Here is a 13,827-nt window from a genome sequence, read left to right on the forward strand (position 1 = left end):
CTGACCACGTCGCTCTCAACGAGTGGTTGCGCAGGACTCACGGGACGCCCCCGTCGCTTGGCGCAGCTTGAAAAAGCCCAAGAAGCAGGCCGTCCGCGACACGCCGATCACCCGAGCATCAGCAAAATCTTCGCGGTCACCTTCAGTCAACTGACCGGCGCTCGATGCCGGAGAACTGCTTCAAGATCAGTTCGGTCAAGCTTGCATCCGATGCTCACTCCTGCGACCCGATCCGTCCCAGCGAGACCGGCTGATCAAGCCCAGGCTGCGACGGATTTCGGGTGGGGCTCGAGGGCGGTGGCCTGTTGATGGAACGCCGCCAGAGCCAGCGGATCCCGGCAGTCGAGCGTTATCGCGCGACTTCATCTGCAGGGGCATAGCACCTCCGGGGGCCGATCGGTGGATCTTCACGATGCACACCCTGGAGGCGGCCACGCGCTCGCCGACCCGCAGGCCGTGGACGACGGCAACGGTCCACGTCCAGGACCCAGCACGCTCTCTCGGGCACATGCACTTCATGCCGGGCCAGTAGTTCGGAGAAGGCCTGCTGTGCACCCTGTGCAACGACGCCGAGGGGACTGAGCCACCGAGACATCCTGGGTGGTTCCGGTACTGGACCCTCCCGCCTGCGGTGATCCTCGGCTTGCACCTCCAGTACGGGAAACCGGTGCGCAAGCGCCTCGACCAGGTACTTGCCGACGCCCGGAACCCGGCAGCCCAGGGATAGGCGCGCCGGCGCTTGCGCGTGCGCAACCCTCCCCGACGGCCCTCAGCCGTCACTCATGCGCGGGCGCCCCACAGCAGTTGAGCCAGAGTCAGTCAGGCTCTGGCTCAGGTTCTGTGGAGTGGGCTAGGAGCGCCCGTACACGGCTGCTGGTCGCCCGCGTGACCTGCGATGTTTTGGTCCGTCTCCAGTTCGTTCCGCACCATCACCGCCGATTCCGCTGAGTAGGCCCGGAGCGCGGTGCCGGGATTGCTCCCGGTCCGTTTCTCCGGGCCTCTCGCCGAACCCGCCGTGCGCCTCTCAACGCAACGGGCTCTCCACGGTCTCTGTCGTCAGACGGGGTTCGCAGGGTGCCATGGGTTGGGGATCGTGCTGGCCCGGTATCGGTAACGGCTGACCGTGACCGATGCGATCTGGAACAGCTCGATCCCGTCCGCCGCGATCGGTAGCCACCGCCCGGTGGGGGTGGTGAATCGGCGGCGGAAGTCGCCCCAACTCCAGTGGTGACGTTCCCGCAGCATGCGGATGAGACGCCACCACACGAAGGCGTCAAGCTTGGTGAAGACATGCTTGGCGACAGCGTGCTTGAAGTAGTTGGCCCAACCGCGCATGATCTGTGTGAGTCTGATCAGCACGGTGGCAAGATCCTGCTGCGATGTCCTGCCTGTCAGAGCACGGACCTTCGCCTTCAGGGACCGGATGGGCCGGTCTGCGATGAAGGTGTAGACGTGCCATTTGTTCGTGCCTCCTTTGCGTTTCCACTGGATGCGGAAGCCCAGGAAGTCGAACCCATCACTCATGTGCGCGATCCGGGTCTTCGCCTGTGACAGGCGCAATCCCAGAGGTTCGAGCACGTCAGCGATTTCTTCGCGCAGTGCCGCGGTGTCGGCCTCGGTGCCGTGCACCAGGACGACGAAGTCGTCCGCGTAGCGGACGACCCGCCACGTCGGCCGACCCTTGCGGCTCCGGTAGGCGCGTTTACCTTCGGTGGCCATCGTCCCACCCGGCTCCCACGACTCGTGCAGGTGCTCATCGAGCGCCGACAGAGCAATGTTCGCCAGCAGCGGGGAGAGGATGCCGCCTTGCGGGGTGGCGGTCAACGTCTCCTTCTTCTCACCGAGTTCAGTAAGAATCCCGGCCTTGAGGAAGGCTTTGACCAGCATCAGGACACGCTTGTCCACCGCTGGGGAGCCGTGCCTCCGCCTGGCAGGTGATTGACTACGCCGCATGGACCTCGCGCGAGCGTTCCCTATACGTACGGACATGCTGAAGGGCTGTTCCGGTCGGGATACCGGCCGGTATTCCCTCGCCCGACGGGATGGCCTTTCATGAGTGTCGGTGGCATGCCGTCGGAACCCGGCCCTGTCTCGATGGCTTGGGATGCGCCCCCTTTCGACCCCGAACTGAGTGTGGCGCTGGCAGCTGTGGGGGACGAGGCGAGGGAGCCGTTCACCCCGGAGAACCTTGCGGCCCGGCAGGAGCGGGATGCTGCGGCCCGGCCCAGGCCGACGGTCCGGGACCTCCAGGCCGACGGCCGCTTCGAGGTGGAGGAGCTGCGTGTGCCGGTAGCGTCGGGCGGGCAGAACGTCACGCTCGTGAGCGCACGGCCCGCCGGGATCACCGGGCCGCTGCCGCTGCTGTACTACATGCACGGCGGCGGAATGATCATGGGCAATGCGTGGTCCGTACTTCCGCAGCTGCTTCGCGAATGGGCTCTCACGATGGAGTTGGCCGTCGTCTCTGTCGAGTACCGGTTGGCACCACAGGCGCAGTACCCCGGACCGGTGGAGGACTGTTATGCCGGATTCGTCTGGGTGGCTGTGCACGCGGCCGGACTGGGCATCGACGCGGACCGCATCATTATCGGAGGAAAGAGTGCCGGCGGCGGACTCGCCGCGGCGCTCGCCCTGCTCGCCCGTGACCGAGGCGGGCCCACACCGATCGGGCAACTGCTCCTGTGCCCGATGCTCGACGACCGCAACAACACCTTCTCCAGCCACCAGATGGCCGACCTCGACACCTGGGACCGAACCTCCAACGCAACCGCGTGGCAGGCGCTGCTGGGTGACCAGTACGGCGCTGCGGACCTGCCACCCTATGCGGCTCCCGCCCGCGCTACGGATCTGTCCAAGCTACCCCCGGCCTACATCGAGGTCGGGTCGGCCGAGACCTTCAGGGACGAGGATGTGGCCTATGCCAATGCGATCTGGCAGGCCGGTGGCCAAGCCGAACTGCACGTATGGCCCGGAGCCTTCCACGGCTTCGACACCTTCGCGCCACGGGCAGCTCTCAGCCAGGACGCCCGCAACGCCCGTTCCCGCTGGCTTCGGCGCATCCTCACACCACCACACTGAGAATCTGCCAGCACGAACGAGACCGAGTGGGAATTAGCCCCAACGACGAGATGCGATTCGTGAATGAACTTGCGGAACACCTTAAGGAGCGGGATCCCTATGCCTTTCGTGAACCCAATGCTTGGTGGTCCATGGTGATTTCGGCGATCGTTCAATATTCTAGGGCTGAATAAAATTCATTCTCTCGATATGGATAATGAGCGCAGGCTTGCGTGAAGCCGGGGGTCTGGATTTCGTGGATGACGGCTCGACGTTCCTCGGGGGTGAGGGTGTAGTAGGCGCGTCGGCGTCCGGGGCCTCGTCCGGCTGGGGCGCGGCTGCGCCAGGAGGCGTCGTCTTCGGGGCGGCGGGTCAGCCACCCGGCTTGCTGGAGACGCCTGAGCTGGTCGGAGACGGTTCCTTGCGGAGGCCGGTTCGAGCGTGGATCTGTGCTCCGTAGCTTTCCTCGTCGGCGTGGGCGAGGAGGTCGTTCAGGAGCGTGAGGGTTTCCTGGCGGATGCGTTGGGCGGAGATGTCGTCGAAGGGCTTCAGCGGGCCGGGCTTGCGCCGGTGGCGGGCGGCGACCGCGGCTTCGGGAATGGTGGTGGCGTCGGGCAGGGGAGTATCTGGTCGGGGGCGAGGGCATCGCGCATCAGCTCCTGGGCGTGGGCTTGTCGGAGCTGGCGCAGTAGTGACTGGCCGCGGGTGGTGGGGCGTTGAGGTGTTGTCTGGACGGACCGGTGGAAGAGCTGGTGGCCGATGTCGGCTTCCAGCCGATTGAACTGCGTGGTGAGGGCGTTCTGCTCGGTGCCGCGGTAGGTGCCGGGGGTGGTCATATTCGGGAATGCAATGGCGATCTGGAAGCGGTGCAGCCGGAGCCAGCCGTGCAGAGTGCCTTTGACGGCTGCGCGAACGTCGCGCGAGACGGAATTGTCGAGCTTCGCGGTCATGACGGTCCGGCTGTGAACACCCTGCGGGCGTAGGGGGATGCTCAGTTGCTGGAGCCGGCGGCGAATGGTCTCGTCCTCGGTACCGATCTGTTGGGCGATGGTGTAGGTGAAGTGCTTGCGGGTGAGGTATTGCTCGCGCAGCCAGTCCTTGTCGATCGGTAGGGCACGGCGGGAGCGGTAGATGGTCAGTCCGACCGCGTTGGCGTGTTCGACCACGATGTGCCGGGGCAGGTCGTTTTCCTGTGCGATCTGGGTGAGGGTCTTCTCTTGCCGGGTGTATTTGCGGTCGAGGAACTCGGGCGTGAGGATGGTGCGGGCTCGTTCGCGCAGTCGCCAGGCGGCTAGCGGCGAGTGCCGACTCGTCCATTCCTGGGGTTCGGGGGCGATCCGCTCGAGCGCGAAGCGGACGTGGGTGACGGTGGTGCCCAGTTCCCGGGCGGCTTCGCTGGGGGGCGTCGTTCGGTGAGGACGACGCGCTCGAGAGCGTCCAGGTCGATGTCGCTGAGCGGTCGGCCGGGCAGTGACAGGTCGGCTGCGCAGTCCTCTGGCGGTTCCCAGGTGAGGAGTTCGGCGATGTCCAGCTTTGCGAGGAGGGCGCGGGCGTGGTCGTGCAGGGCATGGCGTTGGTCGAGGGTGAGGGTGGGCAGGAAGGCTAGGTAGCGGCTGCGGTCGGCGGCTGACTGCCAGGCCGGTGGGTGAGCGGCGTCGGCGAGATAGGAGCCGGTCAGCAGCTGGTGCAGGTAGCGCTGTGCCTGGACGAAGCGCGGGGACTGGGAGGAGCTGCGGCGGGATTCGCCGGGCTGCGTGCCGGTAGCGAAGCGCAGCTGCTTCCATGCGTCGTAGCTGATCGGTTTATTGGGGATGAGGTTGCGGCGTCGTTGGTACTCGACGGGACCAATCTGGCCTCGTGCCACGAGTTCGTCCAGTTCCTCCGGCTCAAGGAAATCGGCAAGGTCCGGGCCCAGGCCGTGATACGTCATGCAGGTCGCCCTTCGGCCACCTGCCCCGGCTCGCTGTCACCGGCACAACTCTGGCGACAGCCAGAATCCGCTGAGAGCCGGGACAGGTATCACCGCCCGCATCAGAGCTCACGCTCCAGCAAGGCGAAGACCTCAGCGCTCTCGTCGGCGAAGGCGCAAAGCTGGTGCACGAACTGCCGATAGTTTTGCGGGTCTCGGTCCCTCCTGGGCGGGCCTTCGACCCATCGGTGCCAGGGACCGCTCGGGGCAACGAACCGGGATGCGGACTCGGAGCCGAGAGCGTCATCGAGGTGCAGAAGCGCCCCAAGCGCGAATCCCTGGTCGTAGCCGAGGTCAGGGCGTGACAAGTAGTGATCAAGGTATCCGCAAAGGGGTTGGTTGAGGTCGCGGCGGGCCCGGTCGAGGGTTCCGGGATGGTCATGGCGCAAGCCTCCCAACGGGCCTGGAACGGATGGACAGATGTGAACAGCGGGTTCGCTTTACCGGCCCGGACCTGACCGTCTGCTGCTCTCGGAGTCGGTCTCCCCCGGCTACCTCTGCGCAGGACAGGACGGTCCACCCCGCACCGGTGCCTGCGGTACCGTCTGGGACACTCCCATCATGGACACCACACCCGAGCAAGCAGGCTTGCGGATAGAGGCCGGATGGACCGTCGCACTCGCGGGCCTCGGAGCCGTCACCGGTTTCGTCTGGGACGGGCCGTTTCTCGCCGTCGCCTGCGCCCTCTCCCTGGGAGGCGGCGCTGCCCTGGGCACGGTCCTGTCCCACCGTCGCGTGATCGCAACCATTCGGGAAGGCAGCGGGAAGGCCGCCGCGCTCGGGTATGCCGACGGAATCGGGGACATGGTGGTGCTGGGGATATCCGCGTACAGGGTCTCCGTCTTTCCTCTGTCCGGCCCCGACGCAGTGGCCCCCGACGAGCGCACGGCGCGCCGTAAGGCCGCCTACCAGCTCACGGCCGCCGACGGGCTTCCCCACCACATTCGTGAGGCCGCGGCCGCCGCTCTCGAAGCGATCGATGACGTGCGTGACCGCGACACCCAGTCCGCCATCGAGGACCTCATGAAGGCCGTCCACGAGCAGCGCCGCACGTGACCGCTGCCGCTCCCCGGCGGCCCCGGCGGTCTGGCGTTCGAGGCGAAGTCCGACGGTTCTCCAGACACTTGGGATGTGTCTCATACGAGTGAGTCTCGCGGGCTGCCCGTGGCCGGTTGAGCGATGATCCGGTTGGCCGAGTGGAAGGTTCCCCGGAACGTCGCTGTCAGCCCCCGGAGACGCGGTGCGCCTGTTCTTCACGGACACGCGGAGGGTCCGGAAGGTCGGGGAGGTCGCTGGCCTGGGTTATGCCGAACTCGCCGAACTCTTTGAGCGACGTCCCCTCCCGCGAAGTACGCCGATCCTCCTGGATGAAGCGATGCGCCCGGTGGAGCCGGTGTCGTCGTGGTTCCGGTCGCTGGCCTTGGACCGTAAGGACGCGAAGACGATGCGATCGTACGCCTGCAGTGTGCTGATGCTGCTGCATTTCCTTCTGGCCCGTGGTGCGGATCTTCGGTCGGCGACGGAGTCGGACATCCGTGAGTTCCGTCTGTGGCGGCAGGGCCATGCCGAGGAGGTGGTCGATGACGTCTCGTAGGACCGGGACCGGGCGGCCATCGAGTCCCTCTACCGGCATCTGATCCGGGCCGGTGAGGTTGCTGACAAGCCGTGGCGGTCAGTGCCCCGGGGTTCCTCGCTCGCCAGCGGGACTCGCCCTGATCTGCGGGTCCGTCACATGGAGCTTGATCAGTATCTCTACCTGCGGGATGTGGGGTTCGGGGGGCTGGCTTCGGATGCCGGGCTGGACGTGTCGTTCTGCGGTTGGTGTCCTCACTTTTGCGGCACTGCACGGACCCCGAGATCGAGTCGAACTACGTCGACACGCATGGCGCATCGGTCGTGGGGTTCGCCTTTGCCGAGCTGCCCAACTTCCGCCTGCTGCCCCGGCTGAAGAACATCGGCAGCATCCGCCCGTACCGCCCGGACGACGACCCGCCGGGCTGGCCCGCGCTCGGCGGCTCACTGACCCGCGCGATCCGGCTCGACATGGACAAGCGCCTCGACCTGGGGCTTGCGGTCCATCCTCCCCGGCCGGCGCGCTCCACCAAGTCCGCTGCGGCAGCACCCATCTGAGCGCGTCGGTGCACTCGACGAGGGGGGCCCAAGCCACCATCTGGGAAACATCCGGCGGCGCAGCCGCTTGGCGCACGGCCGTCAACGGCGCACCGTTGGAACTCCATGACGACTGGGGCGAGGCTTGTGGTGGCCCGGCAGTGCATCTGCCGGGCCACATTCCGGTCAGCGAGTGTCGGTGCGCTTTTCGAGGCGGGTGCCGTGGCGAAGGGTTATCGACATCAGGTCGCTGGGGGCGTTCAGCTCGAGGCGGTGCCAGCGGCCGCGGGGGACGACCACGGCGGTGCCTGCCTGCAACTGCACCATGTCCTCGGCGCCGCCGGGCGTGGTGGGACGGAAGTAGAGGCGGACGCCGCCGGTGAGGCAGCACACCGCCTCTTCGGCCTCCGGGTGCATCTCCCAATGGTCGGCGTGGACGTCGGCGTCGGTCTCCACGTGGAAGGTCGCGATCTGCCAGGCGCCGGAGTCGCTGCTCGTCATCCGCCGTTCGGCGACTCGGACATCGCCGTCGGGGTGGATGCGCAGCGCCGAGGCGAACAGGTCGATGGATGAGATGGGTGTCGTCGTCATGACGGTTTTCCTTCCAATCGGTTCTCTGCAGGGGCGGAGGGTCGCAGGTCAGGTGTTTCGGCCCGGCGGTGGGGCAACACACCGATCGCCACGACCGCCGCGAGAACGAAGAGAGCGGCGGCGACGGCCAGACCCAGGGCGTAGCCGTCGTTGAGCGCGGCGGGTTCGGTGGCCGTGCCGGTGCGGTGTGCTGCGATGGCGGCCAGGGCGGCCAGGCCGATGCAGCCGCCGAGTTGACGGGAGCTGTTCATGAGGCCGGAGGCCATGCCGGCCTCGCGGGGGGCGACGCCGGTGGTCGCGGCGGCGACGATCGGGGCTATGACCGGTCCGACGCCGACGCCGACGCCGTCTGCATGTACAGGGACACGAAGTAGAACGCCGCGAACTGCCCGGCCGTGAAAATGAACACCAGCACGTTGGCGCCGGCGACCCAGCGAATGCGCAGCAGGCCGAGGCGCAACAGCGGTGCGGGAGCCCTGGATTCGGCGAAGACCAAGGCGGCCAGGAACGTGGCCGCGGCGACAAGCATCGCCAACGTGGCCGGTGATCCCCACCCTTGGGCGTCGGTGCGCACGACACCGAGCACCAGCAGCCCGACTGCGCCGGTCACCAGGACTGCGCCGAGCACGTCCAGCCTCTCGCGCCGGGCGGGGCGTGCTTCGGCAGGCATGCCTACGGGAACCAGCGCGAGAGCCACCGCCACGATGGGCAGATTGATCAGCATCACCCAGCGCCAACCCGCGTACTCGGTCAGCAGCCCACCCGCCAGCAGGCCCAGCGCTCCTCCCGCGGCGTTCACCCCGCTCCACACCCCGAGCGCGCGCACGCGCTGCGGGCCCTCGGTGAACGTAGTGGTGAGCATCGCCAGCGCGGCCGGGGTGGCCGCGGCGGCACCCAGGCCCTGACCGGCGCGGGCGGCCATCAGTTGCCAGGGTGCCTGGGCCAGCCCGCCCGCCAGCGAGCACAGCCCGAAGACGGCCAAGCCCAGCACGAACAGCCGATGCCGACCGTACAGGTCGCATGCGCGGCCCCCCAGCAGCAGAAATCCGCCGAGTGTGAGCGCGTATACGTGCACGACCCACGACAGTCCGAGCGGTGCGGATCGCGGGCAGTGCGACGTTGACCACCGACAAGTCCAGGGCGACGGCGAACTGAGCGACGGCCGCCGCCGCCAGCACCACTCCGGGGCGCCCTCGTAAGTTTTTATACACGTAAGAAAAATACTCTTAGGGGATCGCCACTGTCGACACCTGGGGGATGGTGAGGGCATGCCGCAACCGTCCGCGCCGCGCAAGACCCTCGGCCGACCTCCCCGCATCTCCCGCGAGGAGGTCGTAGAGACGGCCCACCGGATCGTGGCCGCGGAAGGCATGGACCGGCTGACGATGCGGCGGCTGGCCACAGAGATGGGCAGTACGCCGATGGCGCTCTACCGCCACGTCCGCAACAAGTAAGAACTGCTCGTCCTGCTGCTGGACGACTACGCCGCGCGGACGCTGAACCGACGGGTGTATGCCCGTCAGTTCTACATCGTCGACCCGGACCTCGGTACCGACCGCCCCGGCGGCATCGGTATCCCGGGCGGTTGCCGGTGCACGACCGTGCCGCCATGCGAGGCATCGTTTACGTTCTGCGCAAGAGCGTGAGCTGGCGGGACGTTCCCGCAGAGCGGGTCGGCTGCAGCGGGGTGACGGCCCGGCGGCGCCTGCGGGACTGGACCGAGGCCGGGGTATGGCCCCGCCTGCACGAGGTCCTTCTGGCAGAACTATGCAGAGAGGGCCTGCTGAGGATGGATGACGCCGCGATCGACGGCTCGCACGTCAGGGCGCTCAAGGGGGGCTCACACCGGACCTTCGCCGGTCGACCGGGGCCGGCCGGGCAGCAAGCGCCACTTCATCATCGACCGGCACGGCACTCCGCTCGCCGTCTCCTCGCACGGCCGACTCTGCGAGATCGACAACGGCACCATGTCCCAGGCCCGGCTCGCCAAAGAGGTCTGGGACTACGAGCGTTACGCCGGACACCGGGTCTGGGAGGGAGTGCGCGGCACCAACGGCAGCACGTTCCCCTTCTGGTCGCACCGCTGCACCCGCAGCGAGCGCTTCCCGACGCTGCACGTCGTCCTGGGCGGGCAAGGCGCGGCGTAGAGGTCCGGCGTGGTTGCCGAGGCGTAGATCTTCTTGCGTTCGTTGTCCGGTCCGCCGGTCGCGGCCCTGGATGAAGACTGTGGTGCCCTTCTTGGGGTCGGGCGCCCATCCGTCGTAGAGCATGCCCCAGAAGTGTGGCGGGGCCGCGTTCTCCTTGCTCAGGGCTAGATCGATCATGAGGAGTTTCGGCCGTTCCCCCCACGTACTCGCCGCTCGAGAGGTACTGCACCACGGCACGCTCGATGTGGTCCGGCTCGAAGGTCGGCAGCAGCAGCCCGACCCATTCCTTCGGCGTGATCATGTTGATTCCCTCCGATCGCCGTGACGGCGTTGGGCAGCCAAGTGGCGCTGTGGTGCGCCCGAAGCCCTGTTGCAAGGCCGGGCTTGACAGCGCTATCGGTGGAATTGGTTCGAGGCCACCAAGACCTACCCAAAGGTGGTGTTCCGGGGCCAATGGCTCTCGCGTGGTCTGCGTCTAACGTCGGAGTCACCGACACGATCCGGTCTTCCGGAACGGAAGGAGCGGGAGATGAACGCGATAGGCCAGGACACGCTGACGCCCGTCGACCTCACCACTGTGGGCCCCGGGAACGGGCACCCGGTCGTCCAGCCCCCCGTGCTGGGCGGATCCGAGCACACGGACTACTACCTGCTGAGCGACCTGCTCACCGATGAGCAGAAGGCGCTCCGCCAGAAGGTCCGGGACTTCATGGACCAGGAGGTCACCCCGATCATCAACCCCTACTGGGAGCGGGCGGAATTCCCCTTCGAGCTGGTCCCCAAGCTCGCGGAACTCGGTATCACGGGCTTCCAGATCTCCGGCTACGGCTGTCCGGGGATGAGCAATGTGACGGCCGGCCTGGTGATCCTCGAACTGGCCCGCGGCGATCTGAGCATCTCCACCTTCGCCGGCGTCCACTCGGCGCTGGCCATGACGTCGATCGCGCTGCTGGGCTCGGAGGAGCAGAAGCAGCGCTTCCTGCCGCCGATGGCGCGCCTGGAGAAGATCGGCGCCTTCGGCCTGACCGAGCCGGCCCACGGCACGGACGTGGTCAAGCTGGAGACGACCGCGCGCCGGGACGGGGACTTCTACGTCCTCAACGGTCACAAGCGGTGGATCGGCAACACGACCATCGCCGACTACGTGATCATCTGGGCGCGCGGTGAGGACGGGCACGTGGGCGGCTACGTGGTCGAGAAGGGCACGCCCGGGTTCGACGCCCAGGTCATCACGGGCAAGACGGCGCTGCGCTGCGTACAGAACGCGCAGATCTCCCTCACCGACGTCCGGGTGCCCGCCGAGAACCGGCTGGCGAACGTCAACACCTTCCGCGACACCGAGAAGGTGCTGCTGGCCTCGCGGTTCTGCGTGGCCTGGGAGGCGATCGGCGCCGCCGTGGCGGGCTACGAGACGGCCCTGGCCTACGCCAAGCAGCGCAAGCAGTTCGGGATGCCGCTGGCGGCCTTCCAGCTCGTCCAGTACCGGCTGTCGCGGATGCTGGCGGACATCACCGACATGCTGTGTATGCAGTTCCGGCTCAGCCAGCTCCTGGACGAGGGCAAGTACTCGATGCCGCGGGTGGCTCTGGCCAAGATGCACTACACCGAGCGCGCCCGGGCCATCCTCGCCGACGCCCGCGACATGCTCGGCGGCAACGGCATCCTCCTCGACTACCACGTGGCCCGGCATCTGTGCGACATCGAGGCCATCGACACCTACGAGGGGACGGACACGGTGCAGGCACTGATCGTGGGCCGCGACATCACCGGCTACAACGCCTTCGTGCCCACGGCCCCGGCCCACTGACCTGGTACGCGACACGTCCGAAGAAGAGGACCAGCCATGGAGAACACGCCCCTCCTGCAGGGACTGCATGTCGTCGATCTCGCGAGCTTCATCGCCGGACCGGCCGCGGCCACCGTGCTCGGAGACTTCGGCGCCGACGTCATCAAGGTGGAACCACCGCACATCGGGGACGCGTACCGGTCGCTCGACCGGCTTCCGCCCAACCCTCATGTCGAAGGCATCAACTACCCCTGGCAGCTGGACAACCGGAACAAGCGCAGCATTGCGCTCAACCTGAAGTCGCCCGCGTCCCGGCCGGTGCTCGACCGGCTGGTGCGGTGGGCCGACGTACTGATCACCAACTTCCCGCCGCCGACGCGCGAGAGGCTGGGCCTGGAGTACGACACTCTGGCCCCCCTCAATCCGCGGCTGATCTACGCCGATGTCACCGGCTTCGGCGAGGACGGCCCGGATGCGCATCTGCCAGGCTTCGACGTGACGGCGTACTGGGCGCGCAGCGGCCTGATGGACGTGACACGCCAGCACGGCGTGCCGCCGGCGATGAACGTGTTCGGATCGGGCGATCACTCCACGGCGATCACCCTGTTCGCCGGGATCATGACCGCGCTGTACCGGCGGGAGAAGACAGGACAGGGTGCACGGGTCACGGCGTCGCTGCTCGCCGAGGGTGCCTGGGCGGCGGGCATGTGGCTGCAGGCCGTACTGGTCGGGGCGAAGACCCCTCGCCCGGTCGACCGGTCCGATCCGCCGAATGCGCTGGCGAACATGTACCGCACGGCCGACGACCGCTGGCTGATACTCGTCTTCGCCAACGAGGACAAGCAGGTTCCCCTCTTCCTCAAGGCCATCGGCCATCCTGAGGCGGCGGAGGACCCGCGCTACGCCGACACCCGCAGCCGCCGCGCGCATGCGCCGGAGATCGCCGCCCTGCTGGACAAGACCTTCGCGACCCGGCCGCTGGCCGAGTGGCGCGAGCTGCTGGACACGGCGGGCCTCACCTACGGAGTCGTCCAGACGCTCGAGGAATGCGCCCACGACCCCCAGCTCACCGCCAACAAGGTCCTCGTGCCGATCGACGACGGCAGCGACGAGCCGCACCTGACCGTCGACAGCCCCGTGCGAGTGGACCAGGAGCACAAGGTCCGCCCGGGCCCGGCCCCCGACCTGGGCGAACACACCGTGGACGTGCTCCGCGACCTCGGCTTCGACGTCGACGGGATCGAGGACCTGCGCAAGGCGGAAGCGATCACCTGAAAGCCCTGCCGGGCAGGGCCGGGGGAGAGGGGAAACACCACCATGACCATCGCCAGGAACGCTCCGACCGTGCGGACCGAGGAACATGACGGCACGTTGGTGATCACCATCGACCGGCCGGAGGCCCGCAACGCCATCGACGGCGCCACCGCCCGGGCACTGGCCGACGCCATCGACCACCTCGACGCCCGTGACGACCTCACGGTCGGCATCCTCACCGGGGCCGGCGGCGTCTTCAGCGCGGGCATGGACCTCAAGGCATTCGCGGCCGGAGACACCCCTATCGTCCCCGGCCGCGGCTTCGCGGGCGTCACCCGCGCCGAGATCAAGACGCCTCTCATCGCGGCCGTCGAGGGCTACGCGCTGGGCGGCGGAACCGAGATGGCACTCGCCTGCGACATCATCGTGGCCGCCCGGGACGCCACCTTCGGCCAGACCGAGGTCCACTACGGCATCGTGCCCCCCGAAGGGGGCATCGTGCGCCTTCCCGAACGCATCCCCCGCAACATCGCCCTGGAACTCCTGCTCACCGGCGATCCCCTGCCCGCCGAACGCGCTGAGCGGTTCGGCCTCGTCAACCACCTCACCGAACCGGGTGAGGCACTGACGAGGGCCCTGGAGCTCGCGGCCCGCATCGCGCACAACGCCCCCCTGGCCGTGGCAGCCGTCCATCGCGTCGTCAACGAACGCACCGCCTTCGGCGACCAGGAGGCCTTCCACGAGCAGGACCGGATCGTCGCACCGGTCCTTGCATCCGAGGACGCCAAGGAGGGCGCCCGCGCCTTCGCCGAGAAGCGCCCGCCTCGCTGGCAGGGCCGCTGACACGCGTCCCCGCCCCGCAGTCCGCTTACGGCCCGCGCCACGAGCCCACGGCCTACAGGCGCAGCCTTGTC

The 13,827-nt window shown here is 67.8% G+C and carries 12 protein-coding genes and 4 pseudogenes; 9 read left to right on the forward strand and 7 right to left on the reverse strand.

Going from position 1 to position 13,827, the window contains the following annotated elements; all coding sequences use genetic code 11:
- Window positions 1–257: 257 nt before the first annotated feature.
- Window positions 258–353: pseudogene (locus ACGFU7_RS38940) on the reverse strand (VOC family protein); the annotation flags it as partial.
- A gap of 703 nt (window positions 354–1,056) precedes the next feature.
- On the reverse strand, window positions 1,057–1,989 hold the full coding sequence (locus ACGFU7_RS38945) for a group II intron maturase-specific domain-containing protein (RefSeq protein WP_393702544.1): 933 nt from the start codon (window positions 1,987–1,989) through the stop codon (window positions 1,057–1,059).
- A gap of 78 nt (window positions 1,990–2,067) precedes the next feature.
- Between ACGFU7_RS38945 and ACGFU7_RS38950 the strand changes: the two genes are divergently transcribed.
- Window positions 2,068–3,078 (forward strand): alpha/beta hydrolase, encoded by a 1,011-nt coding sequence (locus tag ACGFU7_RS38950; protein ID WP_393702546.1) that lies wholly within the window; start codon window positions 2,068–2,070, stop codon window positions 3,076–3,078.
- Between the two features lie 527 nt (window positions 3,079–3,605).
- Here the strand turns inward: ACGFU7_RS38950 and ACGFU7_RS38955 are convergent.
- The 3 genes from ACGFU7_RS38955 to ACGFU7_RS38965 form a co-directional block, all read right to left on the reverse strand.
- A complete protein-coding gene (locus ACGFU7_RS38955) occupies window positions 3,606–4,223 on the reverse strand; it encodes a hypothetical protein (RefSeq protein WP_393702547.1) in 618 nt (205 codons plus the stop codon).
- A 125-nt stretch (window positions 4,224–4,348) separates the two neighbouring features.
- On the reverse strand, window positions 4,349–4,987 hold the full coding sequence (locus tag ACGFU7_RS38960; RefSeq protein ID WP_393702549.1) for a hypothetical protein: 639 nt from the start codon (window positions 4,985–4,987) through the stop codon (window positions 4,349–4,351).
- A gap of 101 nt (window positions 4,988–5,088) precedes the next feature.
- A complete protein-coding gene (locus tag ACGFU7_RS38965) occupies window positions 5,089–5,424 on the reverse strand; it encodes a DUF6000 family protein (protein ID WP_393702551.1) in 336 nt (111 codons plus the stop codon).
- Window positions 5,425–5,587: 163 nt separating this feature from the next.
- Between ACGFU7_RS38965 and ACGFU7_RS38970 the strand changes: the two genes are divergently transcribed.
- The 3 genes from ACGFU7_RS38970 (at window position 5,588) to ACGFU7_RS38980 (ending at window position 7,156) form a co-directional block, all read left to right on the forward strand.
- Window positions 5,588–6,082 (forward strand): hypothetical protein, encoded by a 495-nt coding sequence (locus ACGFU7_RS38970; protein ID WP_393702552.1) that lies wholly within the window; start codon window positions 5,588–5,590, stop codon window positions 6,080–6,082.
- 184 nt (window positions 6,083–6,266) lie between these two features.
- The gene (locus ACGFU7_RS38975; protein WP_393702554.1) at window positions 6,267–6,620 is read left to right on the forward strand and encodes a hypothetical protein; all 354 of its coding nucleotides are present in this window, start codon (window positions 6,267–6,269) and stop codon (window positions 6,618–6,620) included.
- Between the two features lie 227 nt (window positions 6,621–6,847).
- Window positions 6,848–7,156 (forward strand): Tn3 family transposase, encoded by a 309-nt coding sequence (locus ACGFU7_RS38980; protein WP_393702556.1) that lies wholly within the window; start codon window positions 6,848–6,850, stop codon window positions 7,154–7,156.
- A gap of 165 nt (window positions 7,157–7,321) precedes the next feature.
- Here the strand turns inward: ACGFU7_RS38980 and ACGFU7_RS38985 are convergent, their stop codons facing one another.
- Both ACGFU7_RS38985 and ACGFU7_RS38990 read right to left on the reverse strand, forming a co-directional pair.
- Window positions 7,322–7,726 (reverse strand): cupin, encoded by a 405-nt coding sequence (locus tag ACGFU7_RS38985; RefSeq protein WP_393702558.1) that lies wholly within the window; start codon window positions 7,724–7,726, stop codon window positions 7,322–7,324.
- Window positions 7,723–8,907: pseudogene (locus ACGFU7_RS38990) on the reverse strand (MFS transporter). The gene ACGFU7_RS38985 and the pseudogene ACGFU7_RS38990 overlap by 4 nt, the downstream one beginning before the upstream one ends.
- 87 nt (window positions 8,908–8,994) lie before the next feature.
- Here ACGFU7_RS38990 and ACGFU7_RS38995 point away from each other — a divergent pair.
- The 5 genes and pseudogenes from ACGFU7_RS38995 to ACGFU7_RS39015 form a co-directional block, all read left to right on the forward strand.
- Window positions 8,995–9,177: pseudogene (locus ACGFU7_RS38995) on the forward strand (TetR/AcrR family transcriptional regulator); the annotation flags it as partial.
- Between the two features lie 50 nt (window positions 9,178–9,227).
- Window positions 9,228–9,861 (forward strand): annotated as a pseudogene (locus ACGFU7_RS39000) (transposase); the annotation flags it as partial.
- 541 nt (window positions 9,862–10,402) lie between these two features.
- Complete coding sequence (locus tag ACGFU7_RS39005) at window positions 10,403–11,680, forward strand: acyl-CoA dehydrogenase family protein (RefSeq protein ID WP_393702560.1); 1,278 nt, start codon at window positions 10,403–10,405, stop codon at window positions 11,678–11,680.
- 36 nt (window positions 11,681–11,716) lie between these two features.
- A complete protein-coding gene (locus ACGFU7_RS39010) occupies window positions 11,717–12,934 on the forward strand; it encodes a CaiB/BaiF CoA transferase family protein (RefSeq protein WP_393702562.1) in 1,218 nt (405 codons plus the stop codon).
- 42 nt (window positions 12,935–12,976) lie between these two features.
- A complete protein-coding gene (locus ACGFU7_RS39015; RefSeq protein ID WP_393702563.1) occupies window positions 12,977–13,756 on the forward strand; it encodes a crotonase/enoyl-CoA hydratase family protein in 780 nt (259 codons plus the stop codon).
- The last annotated feature ends 71 nt before the right edge of the window (window positions 13,757–13,827 follow it).

The organism is Streptomyces sp. NPDC048473, assembly GCF_043200155.1.
Lineage (GTDB): Bacteria > Actinomycetota > Actinomycetes > Streptomycetales > Streptomycetaceae > Streptomyces.